This window comes from Nocardioides sediminis (assembly GCF_003047295.1).
GTDB classification, from domain to species: domain Bacteria; phylum Actinomycetota; class Actinomycetes; order Propionibacteriales; family Nocardioidaceae; genus Nocardioides; species Nocardioides sediminis.
In genome coordinates, this window is sequence record NZ_PZYZ01000009.1 from 1 (window position 1) to 25245 (window position 25245).

Below are 25245 nucleotides of genomic sequence, written 5' to 3' on the forward strand. Positions count from 1 at the left end.
GCAACCGAGAGGCTGTGGGAGAGTAGGACGCCGCCGGACATACATTGGGAGAGGGGCCGCCACCAGGCGGCCCCTCTTTCCCATTTCCCCACCTGTGGCCCGTGATCGTGGACCACGTCGCGTCCACAGGGGTCGTGTGGGGGATTGGCCTCCACAACAGGCGGCCGCGTTCCGCCGTTTGTCGGTGGCTCCCTCCAGCCTGAGTGCTGGAGGTGATGTGCATGTCAGCACGTGCAGTGGCCGACCCCGATCCGGGTCGAGGGGACGACGTCAACGTCGTCCGGTTGGTGGGTCGCCTGTCGGCAGCGCCCATGGAGGTCGAGATGCCGAGCGGGGACGTGCTGTGCACGTTCCGGGTGGTGGTCGGACGTCCTGCTGGACACAGGTCGGCACAGCTGGTGGACGCGCTGGAGTGCTCGACGGCGTCGGCCCGCGTGCGACGCTCGGCGTCGTCGTGGCAGCCTGGCGACGTCGTCGAGGTGGAGGGCGCGATGCGGCGGCGCTTCTTCCGGACGCCCGCCGGAGCCGCGTCCCGGGTGGAGGTGGAGGTCAGCTCCGCTCGGCGGGTGCGGCGTGCAGCGACCGCATGAGCACGCCGAGACTGGGCTTGGGCTGGAACGAGGTGGCCTTCTCGGGGAGCAGCCGCCCTGCGTTCACCACCCGCACCACCTCGTCGAAGTCCGGGGCGGGCAGCAGCACCGCGCAGCTGGTCGGGTCGGCCAGGGTGAGCGCCTCCTCCACGCTGTGGTGGAAGGCGACCTGCGCGCTCTCCAGCACGGGCAGGAGCTCACGGTGCAACCACTCGACCGGCAACGATCCGTGGTCCGGGACGTCGATGGCCGCCCAGGAAGCCCCGTCGGTCGCCGTCAGGGTGCCGGGGGAGAGGGCGCCGAGTGCGGCCTCCGGCCCCAGCGCACGAGTGGGGGCGCCGGCCTCGCGTGCGGCGACCAGCAGGGCGTCCAGCGGCACGGTGCGCAGCGTCCGGTGGATCGCGCCGAGGAAGAGACCCGTGTCGCCCTGGTCCACCAGCATCGCGAGCCCGGTGTCCCACGCCGTGCCGGGATGCTCCTGCTGGAGCCGGAGGTAGGCGGCGTAGCGATGGTGCCCGTCGGCGATCAGCGCCGAGGAGCCGGCCAGGTGGTCGTCGATCATGTCGACGTGACCGGCGTCGGCGATCCGCCACAGTCGGTGCTGCTGCCCGGCCCGGTCGGTGAACTCACGGTCGGGTGGGGTGGTGGCGAGGCGGCGTACGAACGTCCGGACCGGTGCCGGGCCGTCGTGGACCAGGAGGATCGGCGCGGGGTTCATCGCCATCTCGAGCATCCGGTCCGCCAGCTCGTCGACCTGCACGGGGTGGATTCCCTCGTGCGGCCACACCGCGCGGTCCTCGAGGCCGGTCGCGCGGTGGGACAGGTCGAGGGCCCCGACGATGCCGCGGACGGTGAGGCCGCCGGCGGTGTACTCGTGGAGGTACAGGGCAGGTGTCTCGTCGGTCTCCACGTGCCCACGCCGCTGCCACTCGCGAAGACGACCCGCGACCGAGCGATAGGGTCGCGCGAAGGCTCGCGCCGAGGCCGGGTCGCCGACCCGTGCCGGGGAGAGCGTCATCCCGCAGAAGGGGACGAGCCTCAGCGGCTTCGCGGCATACGGCGGCGTGACCACAGTGGCGGCGAAGTCCATCGAAGCATCGTAGGGGCCGAGGACGATCGGCCGGTGGGAGGGTGAGAGTGCTCAAGGCGTGTCCGGGACCCCTGCTGGGGTCATACGACCTGGCGATGTTCGACCTCGACGGGGTGGTCTACGTCAGCGGTGCCGCCATCGACGGCGTCGCCGACCGGCTCCGGAGGGTGCGAGCGGCCGGTGTCCACCTCGCCTTCGTCACCAACAACGCGTCCCGCACGCCCGAGAAGGTCGCCGCCAACCTCGTCCGGTTGGGCATCGACGCCGACGCGGCCGACGTCGTGACCTCGGCGCAGGCCGCCGCCCGGGTGGTGCGCGAGCGCTTCGGGCCCGGTGCCCACGTGCTGCTCCTGGGCGGGCCGGGGCTCGAGTCGGCTCTCGCCGAGGAGGACCTGGTGGCCGTGCTCGAGCCCACGGCCGACGTGGTCGCGGTGGTGAGCGGCTACGGCCCCGACGTCCTGTGGAAGGACATCATGCGCGCGGCCACGCTCGTCCGCGACGGCCTTCCCTACATCGCGAGCAACGGCGACCTGACCATCCCGACCGACTACGGGCTGGCGCCCGGCCACGGGATGCTGGTGAAGGCGATCACCGACTTCGCGGGGGTCGAGCCGGTGGTGGCCGGGAAGCCGGAGCGGCCGCTCCTCGACGAGACCGTCCGCCGCATCGGAGGTGAGCGTCCGCTGATGGTGGGCGACCGCCTCGACACCGACATCGAGGGCGCGAACGCCGTCGGCATGGACTCGCTCCTCGTGATGACCGGGGTCACCCACCTGCGCGAGCTCGTCGCGGCGCCACCCGACCTCCGGCCGACCTTCGTCGCCGCCGACACCGAGGGGCTGTTCGAGGCCCACGAGGTCCCGGGGACGAGCGACGGCACCGTGTCCCTGGGCGGATGGAGCGGACGCGTCGTCGATGGTCGCCTGGCGGTGGAGGGCGCGGGGGAGGCCTCCGACTTCTGGCGGGTGGTGGCGGTCACCGGCTGGACCCACCTCGACCAGACCGGGCTACCGGTCTCGACCGAGGGCGTGTCGGTGCCGGACGCCCACCGCGCCGGCCGGCACGGGTAGCGTGCGCGGCATGGACCAGCAACACTCCGACGAGCCCGGATCGGCAGACCCCGGGCGTCACGACCTGGAGGGTCAGGACCTCGATCGCAGCGACCTCGAGGGCACCGAGGCCGAGGGCGGTCCGGACGAGGTGGCGACCGGGGTGGGCGAGGTCGACGCCGTGCTCGCCACGTTGGACCGCCTCGCCGACCGACCCGTCGCCGAGCACGTCGAGGTCTTCGAGAAGGCCCACGAGCGACTCCGGCGTGCCCTCGACACGCCGGCGGACTAGAGGACGATGCCTCCCCGTCGACTTCGGCTCGACGCCGAGCTCGTCCGACGCGGCCTCGCGCGCTCGCGCGAGCATGCCAGCGAGCTCGTCGCCGAGCGCCGTGTCACCGTCAGCGGCGTGGTCGCGACCAAGCCGGCGACCGGCGTCACCACCGACGTCGCCATCGTCGTGCGCGAGGACCCCGACCGGCCGGAGTACGTGTCGCGTGGCGGGCACAAGCTGGCGGGTGCGCTGGCGGCCTTCGCCGAGCACGGCCTCGTCGTCGAGGGAGCACGCTGTCTCGACGCCGGAGCGTCGACCGGCGGCTTCACCGACGTCCTGCTCCGCAACGGCGCCCGCGAGGTGGTGGCCGTCGACGTCGGGTACGGCCAGCTGGCCTGGTCGTTGCAGAGCGACGACCGCGTCGTCGTGCACGACCGCACGAACATCCGTGAGCTGACGCCCGAGCTCGTGGGCGAGCCCGTCGATCTGGTGGTGGGCGACCTCTCGTTCATCAGCCTCGAGCTCGTGCTGGACCCGTTGATCGGTGTGACCGCGCCCGACGGCGCCCTGGCGTTGATGGTCAAGCCCCAGTTCGAGGTCGGCAAGGAGCGGGTCGGCAAGGGTGGAGTGGTGCGCGACCTCGGACTGCGCGCCGAGGCCGTCACGTCGGTCGCCGCGGCGTCCGAGCGCCGGGGGTGGGGAGCGGTCGCGGTGACGACCAGTCCGCTGCCGGGTCCCTCGGGCAACGTCGAGTTCTTCCTCCTGCTGCGCCGGGGGCCGGCCGCTATCGGAGCAGCGGAGATCGAGGCCGAGGTCCGGCGCTCCGGGTCGCTGGGGGTGCCTGGTGAGAGGGTGGACCCGTGACCGAGCCGACTCCCCCCGACCCGACCCCGGACGGCGTGCGCCGTGTCCTGGTGCTGGCCCACACCGGTCGTGAGGATGCCCGCGAGGTCGCCCGCGCCTGCGCCCGCGCCCTGACCGACCACGGCATCGTGGTGCGGCTGCTCGCCGAGGAGGCGGAGGACCTCGAGCTGTCCACGGGCTCCTTCGATCCGGCCATCGAGCTCGCGGACGCCGCCGACCACGCCGGCCGCGGGTGCGAGCTGGCCCTGGTGATCGGCGGCGACGGGTCGATCCTGCGTGCCGCCGAGACCACGCACGCGAGCGGCACCCCGCTCCTGGGGGTCAACCTCGGGCACGTCGGGTTCCTGGCCGAGGCCGAGCAGGACGACGTCGAGTCCACGATCGAGGCGATCGTGGCCCGGCGCTACGTCACCGAGGAGCGGCTCACGCTCGACGTGAGCGTCTACCGCGACAAGGAGCTCGTCGCCGAGACCTTCGCCCTCAACGAGGCCAGTGTGGAGAAGGCGGCCCGGGAGCGGATGCTCGAGGTCGTCGTGGAGATCGACGGTCGCCCCCTGTCCCGGTGGGGCTGCGACGGCGTGGTGTGCGCGACCCCGACGGGCTCCACGGCCTACAACTTCAGCGCCGGCGGACCGGTCGTCTGGCCGGACGTCGAGGCGCTGCTCATGGTGCCGATCAGCGCCCACGCGCTCTTCGCCCGCCCGATGGTCGTCTCGCCCACGAGCCTCCTGGCCATCGAGGTGCTGGCCAACACCGAGGGCTCCGGCGTGCTCTGGTGCGACGGGCGCCGCACCGTCGACCTGCCACCCGGCGCCCGCATCGAGGTCCGGCGCGGGGCGCGGCCGGTGCGCCTCGTGCGACTGCACGAGGCGCCCTTCACCGGTCGTCTGGTGGCCAAGTTCGACCTGCCCGTCGAGGGCTGGCGCGGCGCCTCCGAGCGCCGTCGCCGGGAGGTGCCCCCGCTCGAGGAGGTGGGCAGCGATGCTTGAGGAGATCCGGATCAGCTCGCTGGGGGTCATCGAGTCCTCCACCCTCGAGCTCGGGCCTGGCCTGACCGTCATCACCGGTGAGACCGGTGCGGGCAAGACGATGGTCGTCACCGCCCTGGGCCTCCTCCTCGGCGGCCGTGCCGACACCGGCGCCGTCCGCTCGGGTTCCCCCCGCGCCCGGGTGGAGGGGGTCGTCGACGCGCGATCGCTCGTGCCGTTCCGCGAGGCCGTCGACGAGCTCGGGGGCGACACCGAGGACGGCCAGGTGGTCATCGCCCGCAACATCGCGGCCGAGGGACGGTCACGGTCATGGGTCGGCGGGGCCGCCGTGCCCGTGTCCCGGTTGGCCGAGGTGACCGGCTCGCTCGTCGCGGTGCACGGCCAGTCCGACCAGCACCGGCTGCTGCAGGCGGGTGCCCAGCGCGAGGCCCTGGACCGGTTCGCCGCCGGCGCGGTCGACGACCTGCTCGCCGAGTGGCAGCGGCTGCACGCCGAGCTGGTCGCGGTCGAGCGAGAGCTCGACGACGTGGTCGGCCACGCACGGGAGCGGGCCCAAGAGGCCGACCTGCTCCGCTTCGGCCTCGAGGAGATCGAGGCCGTCTCCCCGGAGCCGGGGGAGGACACCGCCCTCGCGGCCGAGGAGTCCCGCCTGGGCTACGCCGACACGCTGCGCACCGCGGCCGAGCAGGCCCGCGAGGCGCTCTCCAGCGACCAGGACGCGCCCGACGCGCTGGGCACCACGGCCGCGGCCCGCACCCTGCTCGAGGGCGTCCGCGACCACGACCCCGAGGCGGGCGAGCTGGCCGACCGGCTGGCCGAGCTGACCTACCTGCTGTCCGACCTCGCCGCCGACGTGGCGTCGTACGCCTCGCGCCTGGACACCGACCCCGCCCGGCTCGCCGCCGTCAGCGAGCGGCGGGCGGCGCTTACCGCGCTGACCCGCAAGTACGGCGACACCGTCGAGGACGTGCTGGCCTGGGCCGAGCTGGGATCGCGACGCCTGCTCGACCTCGACGACACCGACGGCCGCATCGAGCAGCTGCGCACCGAGCAGGCACGGGTCCGCGGCGAGCTGGCCGACGTCGGGCTCCGGCTGTCCGCGGCCCGGCAGGCGGCGGCCACCGAGCTGGGGAGCCGTGTGGGCGAGGAGCTCGGCCAGCTCGCCATGCCGCACGCCGTGGTCACCGTCTCGGTGACCCAGCACGAGGTGGCCGAGCCGGCACATCCCACGCCGGGCGTGCTCCGCGTGGCTGACCGCTGGCTGCGGGCGACCTCGAGCGGCCTCGACGAGGTCGAGCTGCTCCTGGCCGCCAACACCGGCAGCGACCCCCGGCCGCTCCACAAGGGCGCGTCCGGCGGCGAGCTCTCCCGGGTCATGCTGGCGATCGAGGTGAGCCTGGCCGACACCAACCCGGTGCCCACGTTCGTCTTCGACGAGGTCGACGCCGGGGTCGGTGGCAAGGCGGCGATCGAGATCGGCCGCCGACTTGCGCAGCTCGCCCACCGGGCGCAGGTGCTGGTGGTCACCCACCTCCCGCAGGTGGCGGCCTTCGCGGACCGCCACGTCGTGGTGCACAAGGAGAGCGACGGCTCGGTCACCACCTCTGGTCTCGTGGTGCTCGACGACGCGGCACGGGAGAGGGAGCTCTCCCGGATGCTGGCCGGTGTGGAGGAGTCCGACGCCGCCCGGGCCCACGCCCGCGAGCTGCTCGAGACCGCCGCGCCGGCGCGGGCAGGTCGCTGACCGACGCCGTCACGGCGGCGCCCGCGCGAACCCGCCCGCGCGGGCCGGCGGCGGCTGACACGCCGCGCCCGGCGTCCCGCGAGCGGCCCCGTCCGGCTGACACCATGAGTCGGTCATGAGGATCTCCACGCGCCAGCGCCCCGCGCCAGCCCTGCCGGGCCTGACCGGCACCGCCCGCGTCGACCGCCGTACCGTCCACCTCCTCTCCCGCGTGCGCCCGGGTGACATCGCGGTCGTGGACCACCAGGACATGGACCGCTCGACCGCGCAGGCGCTCGTCGACGCGGGGGTCGGGGCCGTCCTCAACGTGTCGCCGATGATCTCGGGCCGCTATCCCAACCTCGGTCCGGAGGTGCTCGTCTCCGCCGGGGTCGTCGTGGTCGACATGTGCGGCCCCGAGGCGCTGGCCGCGGTCAAGGACGGCAGCACCGTCCGCCTGCACGAGGGGACCCTCCACGTCGACGACCGCCAGGTCGCCGCGGGACGCGAGGTCGACGCCGCGCTCGTCGAGCAGGAGATGGAGTCGGCCCGGCTGGGGCTGCGCGCCCAGCTGGAGAGCTTCACCCACAACAGCACCGAGTTCCTCCGGCGCGAGCAGGACCTGCTCCTGCACGGCCGGGGCGTCCCGCGCACCGCCACCGACCTCACCGACCGACCGGTCGTCGTGGTCGTGCGCGGTCACGACTGGGAACGCGAGCTGGCCGGCATCAAGCCGTTCATCAAGGAGCAGGGACCGGTCCTCGTCGGTGTCGACGGAGGTGCCGACGCGCTCCGCGAGGCCGGCCACCACCCCGACATCGTGGTGGTCCATGCCGCTGCCGACGAGCTGCCCTCCCTGGCGGTCCTGCGCCGCGCCACCGACGTCGTCGCCCTGGTCGAGCGCGGCGCCACCCGCGCCGCGACCGAGCGGCTCGACCGCTCGGGCATCCGGCCGGTGCGCTTCGAGACGGGCGCCACCGCCGAGGACGCCGCCCTGGTGCTGGCCGACGCCGGCCGCGCCAGCCTGATCGTCGGGGTGGGGATGCACGCCACGCTCGACGAGTTCCTCGACCGGCGGCGCACGGGCCTGGCCAGCACCTACCTGACCCGCCTCAAGGTGGGCCCGCGCCTCGTCGACGCGGCCGCCGTGCCGCAGCTCTACGACGGCGCCGTTCGCCCCCGTCACCTCCTCGCCCTCGCCGTGGCCGGTCTCGTGGCCCTCGGAGCGGCGATCGGGGTGACCCCCGTGGGCCAGGAGTGGGCCGACTCGCTGGCCGCCACCGTGGGGCCCACCACGACCGACCTGATCGACACCCTGCAAGGACTGTTCCGTTGATGACGTTCCGCCAGCACCTGACGACCCTCGTCGCCGTCTTCGTCGCCCTCGCCGTGGGCATCGTCCTCGGCGGCGGGCTGCTCTCCGACGTGACCGACGCCGCGCCCGCCGAGGTGGACGCCGCGGCCGAGGAGGCCGCGCCGCAGGCGGCGTACACCGACAGCTTCACGGGTGCCGTGGCGCCCACGCTGGTCTCCGGCAAGCTCGCCGAGCGATCGGTGGCGCTGGTGACCGCACCGGGAGCGGACGAGCAGGTGGTGACCGCCCTGACCGAGCGGGTCACCGCGGCGGGCGGCGGGGTGACCGCGCGCTACGACCTGACCGAGACGATGGTCGGCCCCGACCAGAAGGCGCTGGTCGACACCCTGGGCAGCCAGCTGATGACCCAGCAGGGCGACGCGATCGCCGCCGAGGCGACGACGTACGACCGGATCGGGCAGCTCCTCGGCCTCGCCGTCGCCACCACCACGCCCGAAGGTGAGGGCACCAACGGCAAGGGCCGGGCGATCCTGGAGAGCCTCTCGGGGGCCGACCTGGTGAGCGCCCCGGCAGGGGTCGAGCGGCGCGCCCCTCTGGTCCTCGTCGTGCTCGGCGACGAGCCGGCCGCCGAGGGCGGCGACGCGATCCTGGCGGGCCTCGTCACGGGGCTGGCGCGTGCCGCCGCGGGCGTCGTGGTCACCGGCGACACGGCCGACGGCGGCGAGGGGCAGCTCGGGCGGCTGCGCGCCGAGCCCGTCTCCGCCGAGGTCGCCACGGTCGACGGGGTGGAGTCCACCGCCGGCCAGGTGACGTCGGTGCTGGCGCTGGCCCGGGCGCTGACGACCAAGGGCGGCGCGTTCGGTGCGTCGGGTGCCGACGGTCCGGTCCCTCTCGGGTAGGCTAGAACCCCGTGAAGAACCCGACGCCGACCAAGCACGTATTCGTCACCGGAGGCGTCGCCTCCTCGCTCGGCAAGGGGCTCACCGCCTCCAGCCTCGGAGCGCTGCTGAAGTCCCGCGGGCTGCGGGTGACCATGCAGAAGCTGGATCCCTACCTGAACGTGGACCCGGGGACGATGAACCCCTTCCAGCACGGCGAGGTCTTCGTGACCGACGACGGCGCGGAGACCGACCTGGACATCGGCCACTACGAGCGCTTCCTGGACACCAACCTCAACCAGATCGCCAACGTGACGACCGGTCAGGTCTACTCGACCGTGATCGCCAAGGAGCGTCGCGGCGACTACCTCGGGGACACCGTCCAGGTGATCCCGCACATCACCAACGAGATCAAGGACCGCATCCTCGCGATGGGCGGCCCGGACATCGACGTGGTGATCACCGAGGTCGGGGGCACGGTCGGTGACATCGAGTCCCTGCCGTTCCTCGAGGCGGCCCGCCAGACCCGGCACGAGATCGGTCGGGACAACTGCTTCTTCATCCACGTCTCGCTGGTGCCCTACATCGGCCCGTCGGGCGAGCTGAAGACCAAGCCCACCCAGCACTCGGTCGCCGCGCTGCGCTCGATCGGCATCCAGCCCGACGCCATCGTGTGCCGCGCCGACCGCGAGCTGCCCGAGGGCATCAAGCGCAAGATCGCTCTCATGTGCGACGTCGACGACGAGGCCGTCGTCACCGCCGCCGACGCCCCCTCCATCTACGACATCCCCAAGGTCCTGCACCGCGAGGGCCTGGACGCCTACGTCGTACGACGCCTCGACCTGCCCTTCCGCGACGTCGACTGGACCGTGTGGGACGACCTGCTCCGCCGCGTGCACCACCCGAAGGAGGAGGTGACGATCGCGCTGGTCGGCAAGTACATCGACCTCCCCGACGCCTACCTCTCAGTCGGCGAGGCCCTGCGGGCGGGCGGCTTCGCCCACGAGGCCAAGGTGCACATCCGCTGGATCGCCTCGGACGAGTGCCAGACCCACGAGGGCGCCCACAAGCACCTGCACGACGTCGACGCCGTCTGCGTGCCCGGCGGCTTCGGCATCCGGGGCCTCGAGGGCAAGCTCGGCGCGCTGACCTACGCCCGCACCAACGGCATCCCGACCCTGGGGCTGTGCCTGGGCCTGCAGTCCATGGTCATCGAGTACGCCCGCAACGTCGCCGGCATCGAGGGCGCCGGGTCGACGGAGTTCGAGCCCGACGCCGCCGCGCCGGTGATCTCCACCATCGAGGAGCAGAAGCAGTACGTCGAGGGCGCCGGCGACCTGGGCGGCACCATGCGCCTGGGCCTCCAGCCCGCCGTGCTGACGCCCGGCAGCGTCGTCGCCGCGACGTACGGCGCCGAACGGGTCGAGGAGCGCCACCGCCACCGCTACGAGTTCAACGGGGCCTACCGCGAGCAGCTCGAGGACGCCGGGCTGGTGTTCTCCGGGACCAACCCCGACAACGGCCTGGTGGAGTTTGTCGAGCTGCCCGCCGCCGTGCACCCCTACTACGTCGCCACGCAGGCGCACCCCGAGCTGCGCTCGCGGCCGACCCGCCCGCACCCGCTCTTCGCGGGGCTGGTCGGGGCGGCCATCGAGCGGCAGAAGGAGCTGCGGTTCCCCATCGACGAGGAGCTGCGCCGGATCGACGCCGACGACGAGGTCGTCGCCACCTCCTAGAGGCCGACTCCTAGAGGCGGCGGGCCTGCAGGATCCGGGCCTGGACGTACGAGTTGGACGCCAGCTGGTTGCGGGCGTAGGCGCTCAGCGACTCGTCGGCGGCCGCCTCCCGCGCGGCGGCGAGGAAGGTCTCGTCGCCGACGCCGAGGGGGTACATCGCGCGGATGACCAACCCCTGGTTGAGCAGGCCGCCCTTGAGGGTGCGCAGCTCCTCGAGGTAGCGCATCGCGAACGGTGCCAGGAGCTCGCTCTGCCCGGGGCGCCAGAAGGTCGAGCCCAGCACCAGCGTCTCGCGGCTGGCCGGGACGCTGTAGTCGACGAAGAACGCGTCCCAGACCTCCTGCTTGGACGCCAGGTCGGGTCGCGCGGCGAGCACGGCGAGCCGACGCGTGTGGGCGTCGGGGTCGGGGTCGGAGTCGAGGAGGCGCTGCACGGCCGCGGCGTCGTACTCGCCGAGCTGGGCGCGGCGGGTGGCGATGCGCCAGGCGAGGTCGGTGTCGGCGGCCTCGGACGCCGCCTGCTCGAGCACCCGCCAGTGCGCGTCGGTCGACGCGGTCGCGGCCAGCGCACGCAGCGCGGGCTGGCGGTGCTCGCCCGCTCCGGCCAGCTCCATCGCGGCGTCGGCGAACGCCTCCTGGAGCGCGGGCGCCTCGTCCTGGGGGGCCCACCGGTCGGCGAACTGCATGCCCATGGCCAGCAGCGCCTCGACCAGCGCCGGGCTGGTCTCGGTCGCCAGCGCCCGCGTCACCGCGCCGGCGGCCTCCCGCGGCGCGAGCTCGCCGAGCAGCAGGAGCTGGGAGGCGGTGCCGACCACGAGGGCCCGGGACAGCGGGTCCGGGAGCTCGGCGATGTGCTCGAACATGAGGCGGCGCGACTGCTCGTCGGGCCGCACCGCGGCGAACGTCAGGTCGCCCGCGTTGACCAGCCGCAGGTCGCCCTCCGGCAGGTCGAGGGCGGTCTCGGAGCCCGTGAGCAGGACCGGGGTGGTGCCGGTCGACTTCAGGCCACCGCCGACCACGGCGTACGACGCCACGTCGACCCGGTGGGGCCGCGGCGGCTCGGCGTCCGGCGACGCCGCCGCCAGGACGCCGTCGCCGAGGGTGAGCACGTCGGTGCCGGCCCGGTCGAGCCAGGCCCGCGTCCAGTCGTCGAGGTCGCGGCCGGCGGCCTCGCCGAAGGCCGTCATCAGGTCGGTGAGCACGGTGTTGCCCCACGAGTGGCGCGAGAAGTAGGTCTGCAGCCCGGCGACGAACGCGTCCTCGCCGATGAAGGCCACCAGCTGGTGGAGCACGCTCTGGCCCTTGATGTAGGTGATGGCGTCGAAGTTGGCCATCGCCTGGGACACGTCGTGGACCTCGCCGCGGATCGGGTGGGAGGCGGGCCCCATGTCCATCTCGTAGGCGGTGCGCTTGAACAGCGCCAGGAAGCTCGCCCAGATCTCGGTGAACTCGCTGGCGTTGGCCAGCCCCCAGTTGGCCGCCCACGAGGCGAAGGCCTCGTTGAGCCACAGGTCGTCCCACCAGCGCATCGTCACCAGGTCGCCGAACCACATGTGCGCCATCTCGTGGAAGACGAACTCCGCGCGCACCTGGCGCTGCTGGTGGGTCGGTGGCGTGCGGAAGAGCTGCGCGTCGCCGTAGGTGACGCAGCCCCAGTTCTCCATCGCGCCGCCGAGGTTGGGCACGAACACCTGGTCGTAGCGCTCCTGCGGGAACGGCACGCCGAACTTCTCGCCGAAGAAGGCGAGCCCCTGACGGGTGAGGGTGACCAGCTCGTCGAGGTCGCGCTCGAGGTGGGGGCGCAGCGACTGGCGGCAGTAGAAGCCGAGGTCGTAGCCGTCGTGCTGCTGCCGGACCTCGTGGAACGGGCCGGCGTTGACGACCACGACGTAGGTCGACAGCGGGGGAGTGTCGGGGAAGCGCCAGACCCGCACGTCGTCCTGCTCGGTCGCCTCGACGGCGTCGGGGCCGGAGTTGGACGTCACGGTCCAGGCGGCCGGGGCGAGGACGGTGAACCGGTGCGGGGCCTTGAGGTCGGGCTGGTCGAAGCAGGCCCAGAGACGGCGGGCCTCGTCGGTCTCCAGGCTGGTCCAGACGTAGACGAGCTTGTCGGTGGGGTCGACCGTGCGCAGGATGCCCTCGCCCGCGGCCGTGTTGGTCGTCTCCGCCTCGACTACGAGCACGTTGTGCCCGGCCAGGTCCGGCAGCGGGAGGCGCCCACCGGCGGCGGCGGTCACGTCGAGGTCGACCCCGTTGAGGGTCGCCGAGAGGACGTCGGCGGCGATGTCGACGAAGGTCGAGGATCCCGGCGTCGTGCAGGTGAAGGTCACGGTGCTCGTGGAGGCGAACCGGTCGCCCTCCAGCAGGCCGGTCATGTCGACGTCGATGTCGTAGCGCTCGACGGAGATCAGCGCGGACCGGGTCGCGGCCTCGTCGCGGGTCAGGCTCAGCAGGGTCATGGACGCGACCGTATAGCGTCGTGGCATGACCTCGGACGAAGCACCGGTCCCCGCGCCCGAGCCGCCGCTCGCCGACCGTCCTGCCTCGTGGCCGGTCCACGAGTCCCGCGACCTGCACCGCGACGAGTGGATCGTGGCGCTGCGCGAGGACGTCGTCGGACGGCCGGGCCGGCCCGACGACCGGTTCCGCAGGCTCTCCCTGGAGCACCCGGGCGCGGTGGTCGTGCTGGCGGTCGACGAGGACGAGCGAGTGCTGTGCCTGCGCCAGTACCGCCACGCCAACCAGCAGGACTTCGTCGAGCTCCCCGCCGGGCTGCGCGACGCCGACGACGAGCCGTCCGTGGAGACCGCCAAGCGCGAGCTGCGCGAGGAGGCCGAGCTCGCCGCGACGTCGTGGCAACGGCTGCTGGCGACGTACGCGAGCGCCGGCATCACCGAGGAGGTCCACGAGATCTTCCTGGCGCGCGGGCTGTCCGAGGCCTCCCGCGGCGACTTCGAGATGCACGCCGAGGAGGCCGAGATGGAGGTTTTCTGGGTGCCGATGGCCGACCTGCTCGACGCCGTCCTCGACGGTCGTGTGCGGCAGGGACCGCTGGTGCAGGCGGTGCTGGCCTACGACGTGCTCAAGCGGCGCGGGGGGTTGGAGGCGTTGTGACCGGGACGGGCGATATCGTTCGTCCGCTGTCACGAACTGTGACCCGCATCACCGTGTGCAGAACCCTGCAGAGACTGGTCGAGGAGTTGTGACGTGAAGGTCGGCGTACCCAAGGAAGTCAAGAACCACGAGTACCGGGTGGCGCTCACGCCGGTCGGCGCCCACGAGCTGGTGGAGCACGGCCACGAGGTCTTCGTCGAGGCCGGTGCCGGCCTCGGGTCCAACATCCCCGACGAGGAGTACGTCGCCGCCGGCGCGCGCATGCTCGACGCCGCGGACGACGTGTGGGGCACCGCCGAGATGGTGCTCAAGGTCAAGGAGCCCGTCGCCGAGGAGTACCACCGCCTCCGTGACGACCTGACCCTGTTCACCTACCTCCACCTCGCCGCCGACAAGCCGCTCACCGACGAGCTGCTGGCGCGCGGCACCACCGCCATCGCCTACGAGACCGTCCAGCTGCCCTCGGGCGGCCTGCCGCTGCTCTACCCGATGTCCGAGGTCGCGGGCTGCCTGGCGCCCCAGGTGGGCGCCCACTCGCTGATGCGCGCCCAGGGCGGACGCGGCGTCCTCATGGGTGGCGTCGGCGGGGTCGCCAACGCCAAGGTCGTCATCATCGGCGCCGGCGTCTCGGGCCAGAACGCCGCCAACATCGCCCTGGGCATGGGCGCCGACGTCACGCTGCTCGACACCGACCTGGACAAGCTGCGGATGTCGTTCTGGCGCTACAACAACCGTGTCCACGGACTCGCGTCGTCGGCGCTCGCGATCCGCCAGCAGGTCATGGAGGCCGACATGGTGATCGGCGCCGTGCTGATCCCCGGCGCCGCCGCCCCCAAGCTCGTCAGCAACGAGCTCGTCTCGCAGATGAAGCCCGGCTCGGTGCTCGTCGACATCGCCGTCGACCAGGGCGGCTGCTTCGAGGACACCCGCCCCACCACCCACGCCGACCCGACGTACACCGTCCACGAGTCGGTCTTCTACTGCGTGGCCAACATGCCCGGCGCCGTCCCCAACACCTCGACCTACGCGCTGACCAACGCGACGATGCCCTACGCCGTGGCGCTGGCCGACAAGGGCTGGGCGCAGGCCTGCCGCGACGACGCCAGCCTGCTCAAGGGCCTCAACACCCACGCCGGCACCCTGACCAACGTGCCGGTCGGTCAGGCCGTCGGGGTCGAGGCCGTCGAGCCGGAGTCGGTGCTGCCCTGAACGCATCCCGGCCCGGCGCGCCCGGGGGGGTGACCCGGGCGATGCGCACCTACCTCGACCACCTCTCGGTCGAGCGAGGGCTGGCCGCCAACACCCTCTCGTCGTACCGGCGCGACCTGCGGCGCTACGCCGCCCACCTGGCGGAGCAGGGCATCGACGACCTCGACCAGGTGAGCGAGGCGACGGTGTCGGGATTCCTCGTCCGGCTGCGGGAGGGTGACGCCGAGCACGCGCCGCTGAGCTCGACCTCGGCGGCGCGCACGGTGGTGGCCGTCCGCGGCTTCCACAAGTTCGCGGTGAGCGACGGGCTCGCGACCGCCGACCCGGCGAGCGCCGTCAAGCCGCCCACCCCGGCCAAGAGGCTGCCCAAGGCGCTGCCGCTCTCGGACGTCGAGGCGATCCTCGAGTCCGCCGGGTCCGCGGGCACGCCGCTGGCCCTGCGCGACCGGGCCCTGCTGGAGGTCCTCTACGGCACCGGGGCGCGGATCTCCGAGGCGGTCGGGCTCGACGTCGACGACCTCGACACGGTGGACGGGACGGTGCTGCTGCGTGGCAAGGGCTCCAAGGAGCGCCTCGTGCCGGTCGGCGGGTACGCCCTCGAGGCGGTGGCCGCCTACCTGACCCGGGCCCGGCCCGAGCTGGTCGCCGCCCGGACCCCCGGCGGCGCGCTCTTCCTCAACTCCCGGGGTGGACGGCTGTCGCGGCAGAGCGCGTGGGCGGTGCTCGTGAAGGCGGCCGACCGCGCCGGCGTGACCCGTGACGTGTCCCCGCACACCCTGCGGCACTCCTTCGCCACGCACCTGCTCGACGGCGGCGCCGACGTGCGGGTCGTGCAGGAGCTGCTGGGGCACGCCTCGGTGACGACCACGCAGGTCTACACGCTGGTCACGGTCGACAACCTCCGCGAGGTCTTCGCCACGGCGCACCCCCGGGCCCGTGACTGACGCGGCACCGGCGTGATGGTTTGATCGGGGCATGCGCCTCGACACCCGCGTGCCGACCGGCGCCGACCCCGACAGCGTGTACGACGCGTTCGCCGGGTGGGTGGGGGAGCAGGGCCTCGAGCTCTACCCCCACCAGGACGAGGCCGTCATCGAGCTGCTGGGCGGCAACCACGTCATCCTGGCCACCCCGACCGGGTCCGGGAAGTCCATGGTCGCCCTCGGCGCCCACGTCGCGGCGCTGGCCCGGGACCAGGTCAGCTTCTACACGGCGCCCATCAAGGCGCTGGTGAGCGAGAAGTTCTTCGCACTCATCGAGGTCTTCGGCGCCGACAACGTCGGGATGCTGACCGGTGACGCGGCGGTCAACCCGGACGCGCCGATCATCTGCTGCACCGCCGAGGTGCTGGCCAACATCGCGCTGCGCGAGGGCCGCACCGCCGACGTCGGCCTGGTGGTGATGGACGAGTTCCACTTCTACGCCGAGCCCGACCGCGGCTGGGCGTGGCAGGTGCCGCTGCTCGAGCTCGTCGACGCCCAGTTCCTGCTGATGTCGGCGACCCTCGGCGACGTCTCCTTCTTCGTCGACGACCTCACGCGTCGTACGGGTCGCGACGTCGCCGTCGTCGACGACGCCGAGCGCCCGGTCCCGCTGCACTTCTCCTGGTCGATGGAGCACCTCGACGAGACGCTGAAGGAGCTGGTCGAGACGGGCCAGGCACCGGTCTACGTCGTGCACTTCACCCAGGCGGCCGCGGTCGAGCACGCCACGTCCCTCCTGAAGGGCACCAAGGTCACGGTCGACAAGGAGGCGATCGCGGCGCGCATCGGGGCGTTCCGCTTCGGCGCCGGGTTCGGCAAGACGCTCTCGAGGCTGGTCCGCAACGGGATCGGCGTCCACCACGCGGGGATGCTGCCCAAGTACCGCCGCCTCGTCGAGCAGCTCGCCCAGTCGGGGCTGCTCACCGTCATCTGCGGCACCGACACCCTCGGGGTCGGCATCAACGTGCCGATCCGCACCGTGCTCTTCACCGGCCTCGCGAAGTTCGACGGCAACCGGCAGCGGGTGCTGCGGACGCGAGAGTTCCAGCAGATCGCCGGGCGCGCCGGACGGGCGGGCTACGACACCGCCGGGTACGTCGTCGTGCAGGCCCCCGAGCACGTCATCGACAACGAGCGCGCCAAGAAGAAGGCGGAGGCCAAGAACGCCGCCCCGGGCGCCAACGCCAAGCGCAAGTCCAAGGCGCAGCTCAAGAAGCCGCCCGAGGGCACCGTGGTGTGGACCGAGCAGACCTACGACAAGCTCGTGGCCGGCGTCCCCGAGCAGCTGTCGTCGCGGATGAAGGTCGACAACGCCATGCTCATCAACGTGGCCTCCCGCGAGGAGGACGCCTTCGCGGTCATGCGGCGGTTGCTCACCGACAACCACGAGGACCGCCGCCAGCAGCTGCGGCTGTGCCGACGGGCCCTGCGCCTGGCCCGCTCCCTGGTCCGCACCGGCGTCCTCACCCGGCTCGACGAGGTCGACGAGCACGGCCGGCGCTACGTGCTCACCGTCGACCTGCCCGCCGACTTCGCCCTCAACCAGCCGCTCGCGCACTTCGCGCTGGCCGCCCTCGACGTGCTCGACCCGGAGTCGGACACCTACACCCTCGACATCGTCTCCGTCGTGGAGTCGGTGCTCGAGGCGCCCCGCCAGATCCTGATGGCCCAGCAGTTCACCGCCCGCGGCGAGGCCGTGGCGGAGATGAAGGCCGACGGCATCGAGTACGAGGAGCGGATGGCGCTCCTGGACGAGGTCACGTGGCCCCAGCCGCTGGCCGAGCTGCTCGGGGCGCTCTACGAGACCTACCGCGAGCGGCACCCGTGGCTCCCCGAGGACGCCCTGGGGCCCAAGGCCGTCGTGCGTGAGCTGTGGGAGCAGGGGATGGGGTTCACCGACTTCGTGGGCCGATACCAGCTGGCGCGCTCCGAGGGTCTGGTGCTGCGCTACCTCACCGACGCCTACCGGACCCTGCGGCAAACCGTCCCGGACGTGCACCGGACGCCCGAGCTGGACGATCTCGTGGAGTGGCTCGGCGAGACCATCCGCCAGACCGACTCCTCGCTGCTCGACGAGTGGGAGGCACTGGCCGACCCCGCGCACGTGCCGGGCCGCGTCGCGGCGCACGAGCCGCCGCCCCCGCCGCGCCCGGTCAGCAAGCAGGCCCGCGCGTTCACCGTGATGGTCCGCAACGCCATGTGGGCCCGCGTCGACCTGGTCTCCCGCGACGACCTGGACGGGCTGGTGCGCCTCGAGCGCGCGGCCGCCGACCGGCTCGACCCGCCGCGCCAGGTGGTGGTCGGCCGCTCCGTGTGGGACGCCGCGATCGAGGCCTACTACGCCGACCACGACTCCGTGGTCGTCGACGCCGACGCCCGGGGGCCCGACCTGCTGGTCATCGGCGACGAGCGCACGGGCGAGCCCGTCGGCGCGGAGGAGGGCACGAGCGCCCGGCTGCGCGACGTACGGCAGACGATCCACGACCCCGCCGGCGACCACGACTGGGTGATCGACGCCGTCGTGGACTGCGACGCCTCGGACGAGGCCGGCGAGCTGGTGCTCGCCACCGTGGCGATGCACCGGCTCTGACCGGCCGGACCGGCTAGGAGCCCCGGACGCCCGACTCCGCGGCACGCACCACCGCGTCCAGTGGCTGGGAGACGTCCACCACGGTGCCGAGCTCGTCCGCACCGAGGGGCTCGAGGGCGTCGAACTGGGACTGGAGCAGCGAGGCGGGCATGAAGTGCTCGCGCGACTCCATGCGCCCGCGCAGCACCTCGAACGGCGCGTCCAGGTGGACGAAGTAGACGGACCCCTCCGGCACGCCGCGACGCAGCACGTCGCGGTAGCGCCGCCTGAGCGCCGAGCAGGTGAGCACCGTCGAGACGCCGTCGGCGTGGTGGAAGGCCTGCAGGGACGCCAGGGCCTCCAGCCACGGACGCCGGTCGTCGTCGTCGAGGGGGATGCCGGCCGACATCTTCTCGATGTTGGCCGGGGGGTGGAGGCTGTCGCCCTCGATGAAGGTCCAGCCGAGGCGGTCGGCCAGCTCGGCGGCCACGGTCGTCTTGCCGGTGCCGGAGACGCCCATCACCACGAGGTGACGAGGGCCTGGCCCGTCACCCGCGGGTCGCCCGGCCTCGCGGCTAGTCTGCTGCTCGTGTCGACCGCCCACAGCTCCGTCCTGGCCGAGGTCGGCCCCCGGATCGTGCGGGGTGACCTGCCCGTGGGCTCCGTCATCACGCTGGAGTGGCTCGGGGAGACGTACGGCGTCTCGCGCACCGTCGCCCGCGAGGTGGTCCAGGTGCTCGTCTCGATGGGCCTCGTGGAGAGTCGTCGCCGGACGGGCATCCGGATCCTGGCCCGCGACCGGTGGGACGACTTCGACCCCGCGGTGATCAGGTGGCGGCTGGAGGGTGAGGACCGGGTCCTGCACCTGCACCAGCTCGCCGAGCTCCGCGCCGCCATCGAGCCGGCGTCCGCCGCCCTCGCGGCCGGTCACGCCGACGACGCCCAGCGCGCGGAGATCGTCCGGATCGCCGAGCAGATGGATGCCTCGGGGGCCGCGGGCGACCTGCGGACCTTCCTCGAGCAGGACGTCGCGTTCCACCGGCTGCTGCTGCGCGCGTCGGGCAACGTCATGTTCGCCGGTCTCGGCGACGTCGTGGAGGAGGTCCTGCGCGGCCGGACCGACCACGACCTGATGCCGCCCGAGCCCAAGCCGGAGGCCCGCCGGCTGCACCAGGTCGTCGCCGAGGCGGTCGCCGGGGGAGAGGCCGAGGTGGCCCGGTTCGCCATGACGGCGATCTGCGCCGAGGTGGTCTCCGACCTCGGCCACCCGCACTGACCCGGGCCCCGCCGGGCCCGGCCCCGCCGACCGCCACGGGGTCACAGCAGTCCCGCCACCGGCCAGAGCAGGACGGCGACCAGGAAGGCACTGACGCCCAGGGTGGTCTCCATGACCGTCCACGTCTTCAGTGTCGTCTTCTCGTCCATCCCGAAGAAGCGGCTCACCAGCCAGAAGCCGGAGTCGTTGACGTGGGAGAGCACGGTGGCCCCGGCCGCGATGGCGACCACGAGGAGGGCGATGCTGAAGTCGTCCAGGCCCGCGGCCTGCGAGGCGATCAGGCCGGCGGTCGTGGTCAGCGCGACGGTGGCCGAGCCCTGGGCGACGCGCAGCGCGGTGGCGATGAGGAAGGCCTGCAGGAGGAGCGGCAGCCCCAGGTCGGAGAGCGAGGAGGTGAGCGCCTCGCCGATGCCGCTGATGCGCAGGACGCCGCCGAACATGCCGCCGGCACCGGTGATGAGGATGATCGAGCAGATCGGGCCGAGGGACTGGTCGAGGATCTGCATGGTCCGCTCGAACGACCCGGTGCGGCGACCGAGGACCAGGATGGCGGCCAGCAGGCTGACCAGCAGGGCCACCGGGGTGTTGCCGAGGAGCTGGAGGAGCTCGACCCAGGTCTGTCCCTCCTCGAGGGTGCCGTTGGTGACCAGCGTGGTGAGCACGGTGTTGAACGAGATGAGCACCAGGGGGATGAGGAGCAGGCCGAGCACGGTGCCGAAGGCCGGGGGAGCGAGGTCGGGACGGTCGTCCCCGCCGTTGACCTCGCCGAAGAGCAGGTCGGGGACCGGGACGTCGAAGCGCTTGCCGAGGACCTTGGAGACGAGGTAGACGCCGACGTACCAGGACACGATGGCGACGGGCAGGCCCACGAGGAGGATCACGCCGATGTCGCCGCCCAGCGCCGTCCCGGCAGCGACCGGACCCGGGTGCGGGGGCACCAGGGCGTGCATCGCCGCGAAGGCACCGGCCGCCGGAAGCGCGTAGAGGAGCACCGAGCCGCCGAAGCGGCGGGCGACGGTGAGGATGATCGGCAGGAAGACGACCAGGCCGGCATCGAAGAAGATCGGGAAGCCGAAGATCAGCGCGGCGATGCCGAGGGCGAGGGGAGCCCGCTTCTCACCGAAGCGGTTGATGAGGCTGTCGGCGAGCACCTGCGCGCCACCGGTCACCTCCAGCAACCGGCCCAGCATCACGCCGAAGCCGACGAGCAGGGCCACCGACCCGAGCGTGGCGCCGAAGCCGGTGAGCAGCGCCGCGGGCACGTCGGCCAGTGGGATGCCGGCCGCGATCGCGGTGAGCAGGCTGACCAGCACCAGCGCGATGAACGCGTGCAGCCGCACCTTGATGATGAGGAAGAGGAGGAGCGCGACCGCGCCGGCCGCGATGAGCAGCAGGACGGACGTGCCGTACGCCGGTTCGAGATTTTCCATGGGGGAGAGCTCCGTTGTGAGGGCGGTCACAGGACGCCGAGCATGGTGCCCGAAAGGTAGTACCTTTGCAACTTGCGATGTGCACAGGTTCGTCCACAGCGCCCGGCGACCTGTGCACGTGACCGGGCGGTCGTGCACAGATTCCGCCCGGGGCTGGGGGTTTACCGACCACGTGTTGTCGTGGCTCCCCGCCGGTCCTAGAGTCGCCCGGAACTCTCGGGGGGATGTCGCCGTGTCGACAAAGTCCGCGGGGGTGCGGCGTGGTCCAATCGAGGTGAGTCGACAAGAGGAGATGTCCAGTGAGTGGTGGCGGTTTCGCAGGTCTCCCCGGCCAGGCCGGCAGCAGTGCGTCCGAGATGCCACCCCTCGTGCGACCTCCCGTTCCAGCACCACACACCGAGGACAGTCATCCCGTGAGCGACCCCCTCCCGTTCGAGCGTCCCGCGTCCCCGCAGGCCGCCCCCCAGACGGCCGCCACCGGCGTCCTCGACCAGGAGCCGCCGGTCGAGCTCGGCCCCACCGGCCGGCCGATGCCGGTGATCCCGGAGCCCCGACCCGTCAGCGGCACCACCCGCGCGCGGGTGGTGTCGATGTGCAACCAGAAGGGCGGCGTCGGCAAGACCACGACGACCATCAACCTGGGGGCCTCGCTCGCGGAGTACGGCCGCAAGGTGCTCCTCGTCGACTTCGACCCGCAGGGGTCGCTCTCGGTCGGCCTGGGCCTCAACCCGCACGAGATGGACCTGAGCATCTACAACCTGCTCATGCAGCGCGACGTCACCCTCGACGAGGTCGTGGTGCCCTCGGGCGTGCCGGGCATGGACCTGCTGCCTTCCAACATCGACCTGTCGGCCGCCGAGGTGCAGCTGGTGCACGAGGTCGCCCGGGAGCAGACCCTGCAGCGGGTGCTGGCGCCGGCCCTCGACCAGTACGACGTCATCCTCATCGACTGCCAGCCCTCGCTGGGCCTGCTCACGGTCAACGCGCTGACCGCCTCCGACGGCGTCATCGTGCCGCTGGAGTGCGAGTACTTCGCGCTGCGCGGCGTGGCCCTGCTCAAGCAGACCATCGACAAGGTCCGTGAGCGGCTCAACCCCAAGCTCGAGGTCGACGGCGTGCTGGGCACGATGTTCGACGGCCGCACCCTCCACAGCCGCGAGGTGATGGAGCGCCTGGTGCAGGCCTGGGGCGACACGGTCTTCCACACCGTGATCCGTCGTACGGTCAAGTTCTCCGACTCGACCGTGGCCGGCGAGCCGATCACGTCCTACGCGTCGTCCTCGGCCGGGGCCGGGTCCTACCGCCAGCTCGCCAAGGAGGTGCTCAGCCGGTGGCCCGCCGAGTGAGCCTCCCGGCCGCCGACGACCTGTTCCGCCCCACCTCGGCGGACGGCGGCCAGGCTGCCGAGCCACAGCAGCGCGCGGTGCGCGCCGTCAGCGACACCCCCGAGCCGGCCGAGGCGCGTCAGGACGCGGGACCCCGCAAGCCGAGCGGTCGGGTGCGTCACGACGAGAAGATGACGGTCTACGTCACCTCCGACGAGCTGCTGGACATCGAGCACGCCCGGCTGATGCTCCGGCGCGGCCACGGCCTGGCGGTGGACCGCGGCCGCGTGGTCCGCGAGGCCGTTGCCCTGGTGCTCGCCGACTTCGAGGCCCACGGGCCCGACAGCGCGCTCGTGCGACGGCTGAGCGAGGAGTGAGCGGGACCGCCGCGAACCCCGAGGTCACCGGTGGCGAGGCGTCGCCGGCGTTCGCGGTCCGGCTCGAGAACTTCGAGGGACCGTTCGACCTCCTGCTGTCCCTGATCGCCAAGCACAAGCTCGACATCACCGAGGTGGCCCTGTCCCGGGTCACCGACGAGTTCATCGCGCACGTGAAGGCCGGCGGCAAGGTCTGGGACCTCGAGCAGACGACGTCGTTCCTGCTGGTCGCCTCCACCCTGCTCGACCTCAAGGCCGCCCGGCTGCTGCCGCAGGGCGACGTGGAGGACGAGGAGGACCTCGCCCTCCTCGAGGCGCGGGACCTGCTCTTCGCCCGACTGGTGCAGTACCGCGCGTTCAAGCAGGTGGCGGGCGTCCTCGAGCAGCGGCTGGCCGCCGAGTCGACGCGCCACCCCCGCCAGGTGGGCCTCGAGGAGCGCTTCGCCACGCTGCTGCCCGAGGTGCTCATCGGCATCGGCCTCGAGCAGTTCGCCCGGCTCGCGGCCCGGGCGCTGGAGCCCAAGCCGGTGCTCGAGGTGTCCCTCCAGCACATCCACGCAGCCAAGGTCAGCGTCCGCGAGCAGGCCGCTCTGGTGGTCGACCGGTTGCGCCGCAGTGGGACGATGACCTTCCGTGCACTGTGCGGTGACTCTCCCGACAAGATCACCACGGTGGCCCGGTTCCTCTCGCTGCTGGAGCTGTTCCGCGAGGGCGCCGTCGGCTTCGACCAGGTGACCCCGCTGGGGGAGCTCACCATCCGGTGGACGGGAGCCGAGGACGGCGAGGTGGAGATCACCGACGAGTTCGACGGCACCGCGCCCGAGGTGGCCGACGTCGGCACCACCGACACCAGCGAGACCAGCGACACCGACTCCGATACCGACGCCAGCGACCAGAACGACCCGCAGGAGACCCCGTGACCGACACCGACCCGTCCCAGGAGGCGCTGGACGTCCCGGTGGCGGCGCTGCACCCGTCGCTCGAGGCGATCCTGATGGTGGCCGACCAGCCGCTGGACACGGTGCAGCTCGCCTCCGTCGTGGGCCACCCCGTCGCCGACGTCGAGGCCGCCCTCGGCGAGCTCGCGGCGTCGTACACCGAGCAGGGCCGCGGCTTCGAGCTGCGCAACGTGGCGGGCGGGTGGCGCTACTACACGCGCGAGGAGTACGCGCCGGTCGTCGAGGGCTTCGTCCTCGAGGGCCAGCAGGCGCGCTTGACGCAGGCCGCGCTCGAGACCCTCGCCGTGGTCGCCTACAAGCAGCCGGTGTCGCGCGCCCGCGTCTCGGCCGTCCGCGGCGTCAACGTCGACGGGGTCATGCGGACACTGCTCACGCGCGGGCTCGTGGAGGAGGCCGGCCAGGACGGGGAGACCGGGGCCAACCTCTACCGGACCACCTCCTACTTCCTGGAGCGGATCGGCATCGGCTCCCTGGACGAGCTGCCCGAGCTCGCGCCGTTCCTGCCCGACATGGAGGACCTCGAGGACGAGCTGGCGAGCGTGGCCGGCACGTCGCGCGAGCCCGAGCCCGAGCCCGAGCCCGCCCCTGAACCTGCCGCGCCGGCGCCCGCACCTGCTCGCCACCACTCACCGCACAGCGGTGACGGCACCGAGCCCGACGGGGGGACCGAGCCCGCATGAAGCCGCACGACGAGAAGGACACCCACCCCGCCTCCCAACGGCCGGAGACCGACGAGGACGGGCTGATCAGGCTGCAGAAGCTGCTCGCCCAGTCGGGCGTGGCCAGCCGCCGCAAGTGCGAGGAGCTGATGCTCGAGGGCGCGGTGGAGGTCGACGGCGAGGTCGTCACCCGGCTGGGCACCAAGGTGGACCCGCGCACCGCCGTGATCCGGGTGGAGGGACGCCGGCTGCCGCCGATCTCGCCCCACGTCCACCTCGTCCTCAACAAGCCGCGCGGCGTGGTGTCGACCATGTCGGACCCCGAGGGTCGGCGCTGCCTGGGCGACCTGGTCGCGGACCGGCCCGAGCGGCTCTTCCACGTCGGCCGGCTCGACACCGACACGTCCGGCCTGATCATCCTCACCAACGACGGCGACTTCGCCCAGCGCCTCGCGCACCCGTCGTACGAGATCGAGAAGACCTACGTCGCGGAGGTCGAGGGCCAGCTGCACCGGGGGATCATCAAGCAGCTCCTGGCCGGCGTGACGCTCGACGACGGTCCCGTCGCCGTGTCGCGGGCCCGCATCGTCGAGGGCAGCCACGGGCGCACCTCCCGCGACCGCACGATCGTGGAGCTGGTCATCCACGAGGGGCGCAACCGCATCGTCCGGCGCCTCCTCGAGCACGTCGGGCATCCGGTGACCCGCCTGACCCGGACGTCGATCGGACCGGTGCAGCTCGGCACCCTGGGCTCGGGCCAGATGCGCGAGCTCAGCGTCTCCGAGCTCGGCGAGCTGATGGACAGCGCGCAGCTGTAGGGATTCCCGGCGAGTCAAT

The 25245-nt window shown here is 72.7% G+C and carries 23 protein-coding genes; 19 read left to right on the forward strand and 4 right to left on the reverse strand.

Features of this window, described 5'->3' with window-relative positions; translation table 11 throughout:
• The first annotated feature begins 221 nt into the window (after positions 1-221).
• Positions 222-590 carry a single-stranded DNA-binding protein gene (locus tag DAI17_RS18410; protein WP_107774792.1) on the forward strand — a complete coding sequence of 123 codons (369 nt, stop codon included), beginning with the start codon at positions 222-224 and terminating at the stop codon, positions 588-590.
• Here DAI17_RS18410 and DAI17_RS18415 read toward each other — a convergent pair.
• Complete coding sequence (locus DAI17_RS18415) at positions 550-1680, reverse strand: DUF1015 family protein (RefSeq protein ID WP_107774698.1); 1131 nt, start codon at positions 1678-1680, stop codon at positions 550-552. The genes DAI17_RS18410 and DAI17_RS18415 overlap by 41 nt on opposite strands.
• Before the next feature lie 95 nt (positions 1681-1775).
• On the opposite strand from DAI17_RS18415, the gene DAI17_RS18420 reads away from it, so the two are divergent.
• The 8 genes from DAI17_RS18420 to DAI17_RS18455 all read left to right on the forward strand — a co-directional run bounded on the left by DAI17_RS18420 (position 1776) and on the right by DAI17_RS18455 (position 10508).
• On the forward strand, positions 1776-2750 hold the full coding sequence (locus tag DAI17_RS18420; RefSeq protein ID WP_107774699.1) for an HAD-IIA family hydrolase: 975 nt from the start codon (positions 1776-1778) through the stop codon (positions 2748-2750).
• Between the two features lie 10 nt (positions 2751-2760).
• On the forward strand, positions 2761-3021 hold the full coding sequence (locus tag DAI17_RS18425) for a hypothetical protein (protein WP_159081635.1): 261 nt from the start codon (positions 2761-2763) through the stop codon (positions 3019-3021).
• A gap of 6 nt (positions 3022-3027) precedes the next feature.
• Entirely contained in the window at positions 3028-3867 is an 840-nt protein-coding gene (locus tag DAI17_RS18430) for a TlyA family RNA methyltransferase (RefSeq protein ID WP_107774701.1), read from the forward strand.
• On the forward strand, positions 3864-4856 hold the full coding sequence (locus DAI17_RS18435; RefSeq protein ID WP_234412594.1) for an NAD kinase: 993 nt from the start codon (positions 3864-3866) through the stop codon (positions 4854-4856). The genes DAI17_RS18430 and DAI17_RS18435 overlap by 4 nt, the downstream gene beginning before the upstream one ends.
• Positions 4849-6600 carry a DNA repair protein RecN gene (recN, locus tag DAI17_RS18440; RefSeq protein WP_107774702.1) on the forward strand — a complete coding sequence of 584 codons (1752 nt, stop codon included), beginning with the start codon at positions 4849-4851 and terminating at the stop codon, positions 6598-6600. The genes DAI17_RS18435 and recN overlap by 8 nt, the downstream gene beginning before the upstream one ends.
• Before the next feature lie 115 nt (positions 6601-6715).
• Positions 6716-7915, forward strand: coding sequence for a putative cytokinetic ring protein SteA (steA, locus tag DAI17_RS18445; RefSeq protein WP_107774703.1), 1200 nt, complete (start codon positions 6716-6718; stop codon positions 7913-7915).
• Positions 7915-8793: a copper transporter gene (locus DAI17_RS18450; protein WP_107774704.1), complete on the forward strand. Its 879-nt coding sequence runs from the start codon at positions 7915-7917 to the stop codon at positions 8791-8793. Before steA ends, DAI17_RS18450 begins: the two co-directional genes overlap by 1 nt.
• Before the next feature lie 11 nt (positions 8794-8804).
• The gene (locus DAI17_RS18455; RefSeq protein WP_107774705.1) at positions 8805-10508 is read left to right on the forward strand and encodes a CTP synthase; all 1704 of its coding nucleotides are present in this window, start codon (positions 8805-8807) and stop codon (positions 10506-10508) included.
• Positions 10509-10518: 10 nt separating this feature from the next.
• Here the strand turns inward: DAI17_RS18455 and pepN are convergent, their stop codons facing one another.
• Positions 10519-12966, reverse strand: a complete 2448-nt coding sequence (gene pepN / locus DAI17_RS18460; RefSeq protein WP_159081636.1) for an aminopeptidase N — start codon at positions 12964-12966, stop codon at positions 10519-10521.
• 25 nt (positions 12967-12991) lie between these two features.
• On the opposite strand from pepN, the gene DAI17_RS18465 reads away from it, so the two are divergent.
• The 4 genes from DAI17_RS18465 (at position 12992) to DAI17_RS18480 (ending at position 18403) form a co-directional block, all read left to right on the forward strand.
• Positions 12992-13621 carry an NUDIX domain-containing protein gene (locus tag DAI17_RS18465; protein ID WP_107774707.1) on the forward strand — a complete coding sequence of 210 codons (630 nt, stop codon included), beginning with the start codon at positions 12992-12994 and terminating at the stop codon, positions 13619-13621.
• Positions 13622-13714: 93 nt separating this feature from the next.
• On the forward strand, positions 13715-14830 hold the full coding sequence (ald, locus tag DAI17_RS18470) for an alanine dehydrogenase (protein WP_107774708.1): 1116 nt from the start codon (positions 13715-13717) through the stop codon (positions 14828-14830).
• A gap of 41 nt (positions 14831-14871) precedes the next feature.
• Positions 14872-15774 carry a site-specific tyrosine recombinase XerD gene (gene xerD, locus DAI17_RS18475; protein WP_107774709.1) on the forward strand — a complete coding sequence of 301 codons (903 nt, stop codon included), beginning with the start codon at positions 14872-14874 and terminating at the stop codon, positions 15772-15774.
• 31 nt (positions 15775-15805) lie between these two features.
• Positions 15806-18403 carry a DEAD/DEAH box helicase gene (locus DAI17_RS18480; protein ID WP_107774710.1) on the forward strand — a complete coding sequence of 866 codons (2598 nt, stop codon included), beginning with the start codon at positions 15806-15808 and terminating at the stop codon, positions 18401-18403.
• 13 nt (positions 18404-18416) lie between these two features.
• On the opposite strand, the gene DAI17_RS18485 is transcribed toward DAI17_RS18480, so the two are convergent.
• Positions 18417-18902 (reverse strand): gluconokinase, encoded by a 486-nt coding sequence (locus DAI17_RS18485; RefSeq protein ID WP_107774794.1) that lies wholly within the window; start codon positions 18900-18902, stop codon positions 18417-18419.
• A gap of 69 nt (positions 18903-18971) precedes the next feature.
• On the opposite strand from DAI17_RS18485, the gene DAI17_RS18490 reads away from it, so the two are divergent.
• Entirely contained in the window at positions 18972-19658 is a 687-nt protein-coding gene (locus tag DAI17_RS18490; RefSeq protein WP_199905210.1) for a FadR/GntR family transcriptional regulator, read from the forward strand.
• 41 nt (positions 19659-19699) lie between these two features.
• Here the strand turns inward: DAI17_RS18490 and DAI17_RS18495 are convergent, their stop codons facing one another.
• Positions 19700-21088 (reverse strand): GntP family permease, encoded by a 1389-nt coding sequence (locus DAI17_RS18495; protein WP_107774711.1) that lies wholly within the window; start codon positions 21086-21088, stop codon positions 19700-19702.
• Between the two features lie 356 nt (positions 21089-21444).
• Between DAI17_RS18495 and DAI17_RS18500 the strand changes: the two genes are divergently transcribed.
• From DAI17_RS18500 to DAI17_RS18520, 5 genes are read left to right on the forward strand one after another with little or no spacing between them, the layout of a single operon-like run.
• Positions 21445-22434, forward strand: coding sequence for a ParA family protein (locus tag DAI17_RS18500; RefSeq protein WP_107774712.1), 990 nt, complete (start codon positions 21445-21447; stop codon positions 22432-22434).
• Positions 22419-22790 (forward strand): hypothetical protein, encoded by a 372-nt coding sequence (locus tag DAI17_RS18505; RefSeq protein ID WP_107774713.1) that lies wholly within the window; start codon positions 22419-22421, stop codon positions 22788-22790. Before DAI17_RS18500 ends, DAI17_RS18505 begins: the two co-directional genes overlap by 16 nt.
• The gene (locus DAI17_RS18510; protein ID WP_107774714.1) at positions 22787-23710 is read left to right on the forward strand and encodes a segregation and condensation protein A; all 924 of its coding nucleotides are present in this window, start codon (positions 22787-22789) and stop codon (positions 23708-23710) included. The genes DAI17_RS18505 and DAI17_RS18510 overlap by 4 nt, the downstream gene beginning before the upstream one ends.
• Positions 23707-24429 carry an SMC-Scp complex subunit ScpB gene (gene scpB, locus DAI17_RS18515; RefSeq protein ID WP_107774715.1) on the forward strand — a complete coding sequence of 241 codons (723 nt, stop codon included), beginning with the start codon at positions 23707-23709 and terminating at the stop codon, positions 24427-24429. Before DAI17_RS18510 ends, scpB begins: the two co-directional genes overlap by 4 nt.
• Entirely contained in the window at positions 24426-25226 is an 801-nt protein-coding gene (locus DAI17_RS18520) for a pseudouridine synthase (RefSeq protein ID WP_107774716.1), read from the forward strand. The genes scpB and DAI17_RS18520 overlap by 4 nt, the downstream gene beginning before the upstream one ends.
• Positions 25227-25245 lie beyond the last annotated feature (19 nt).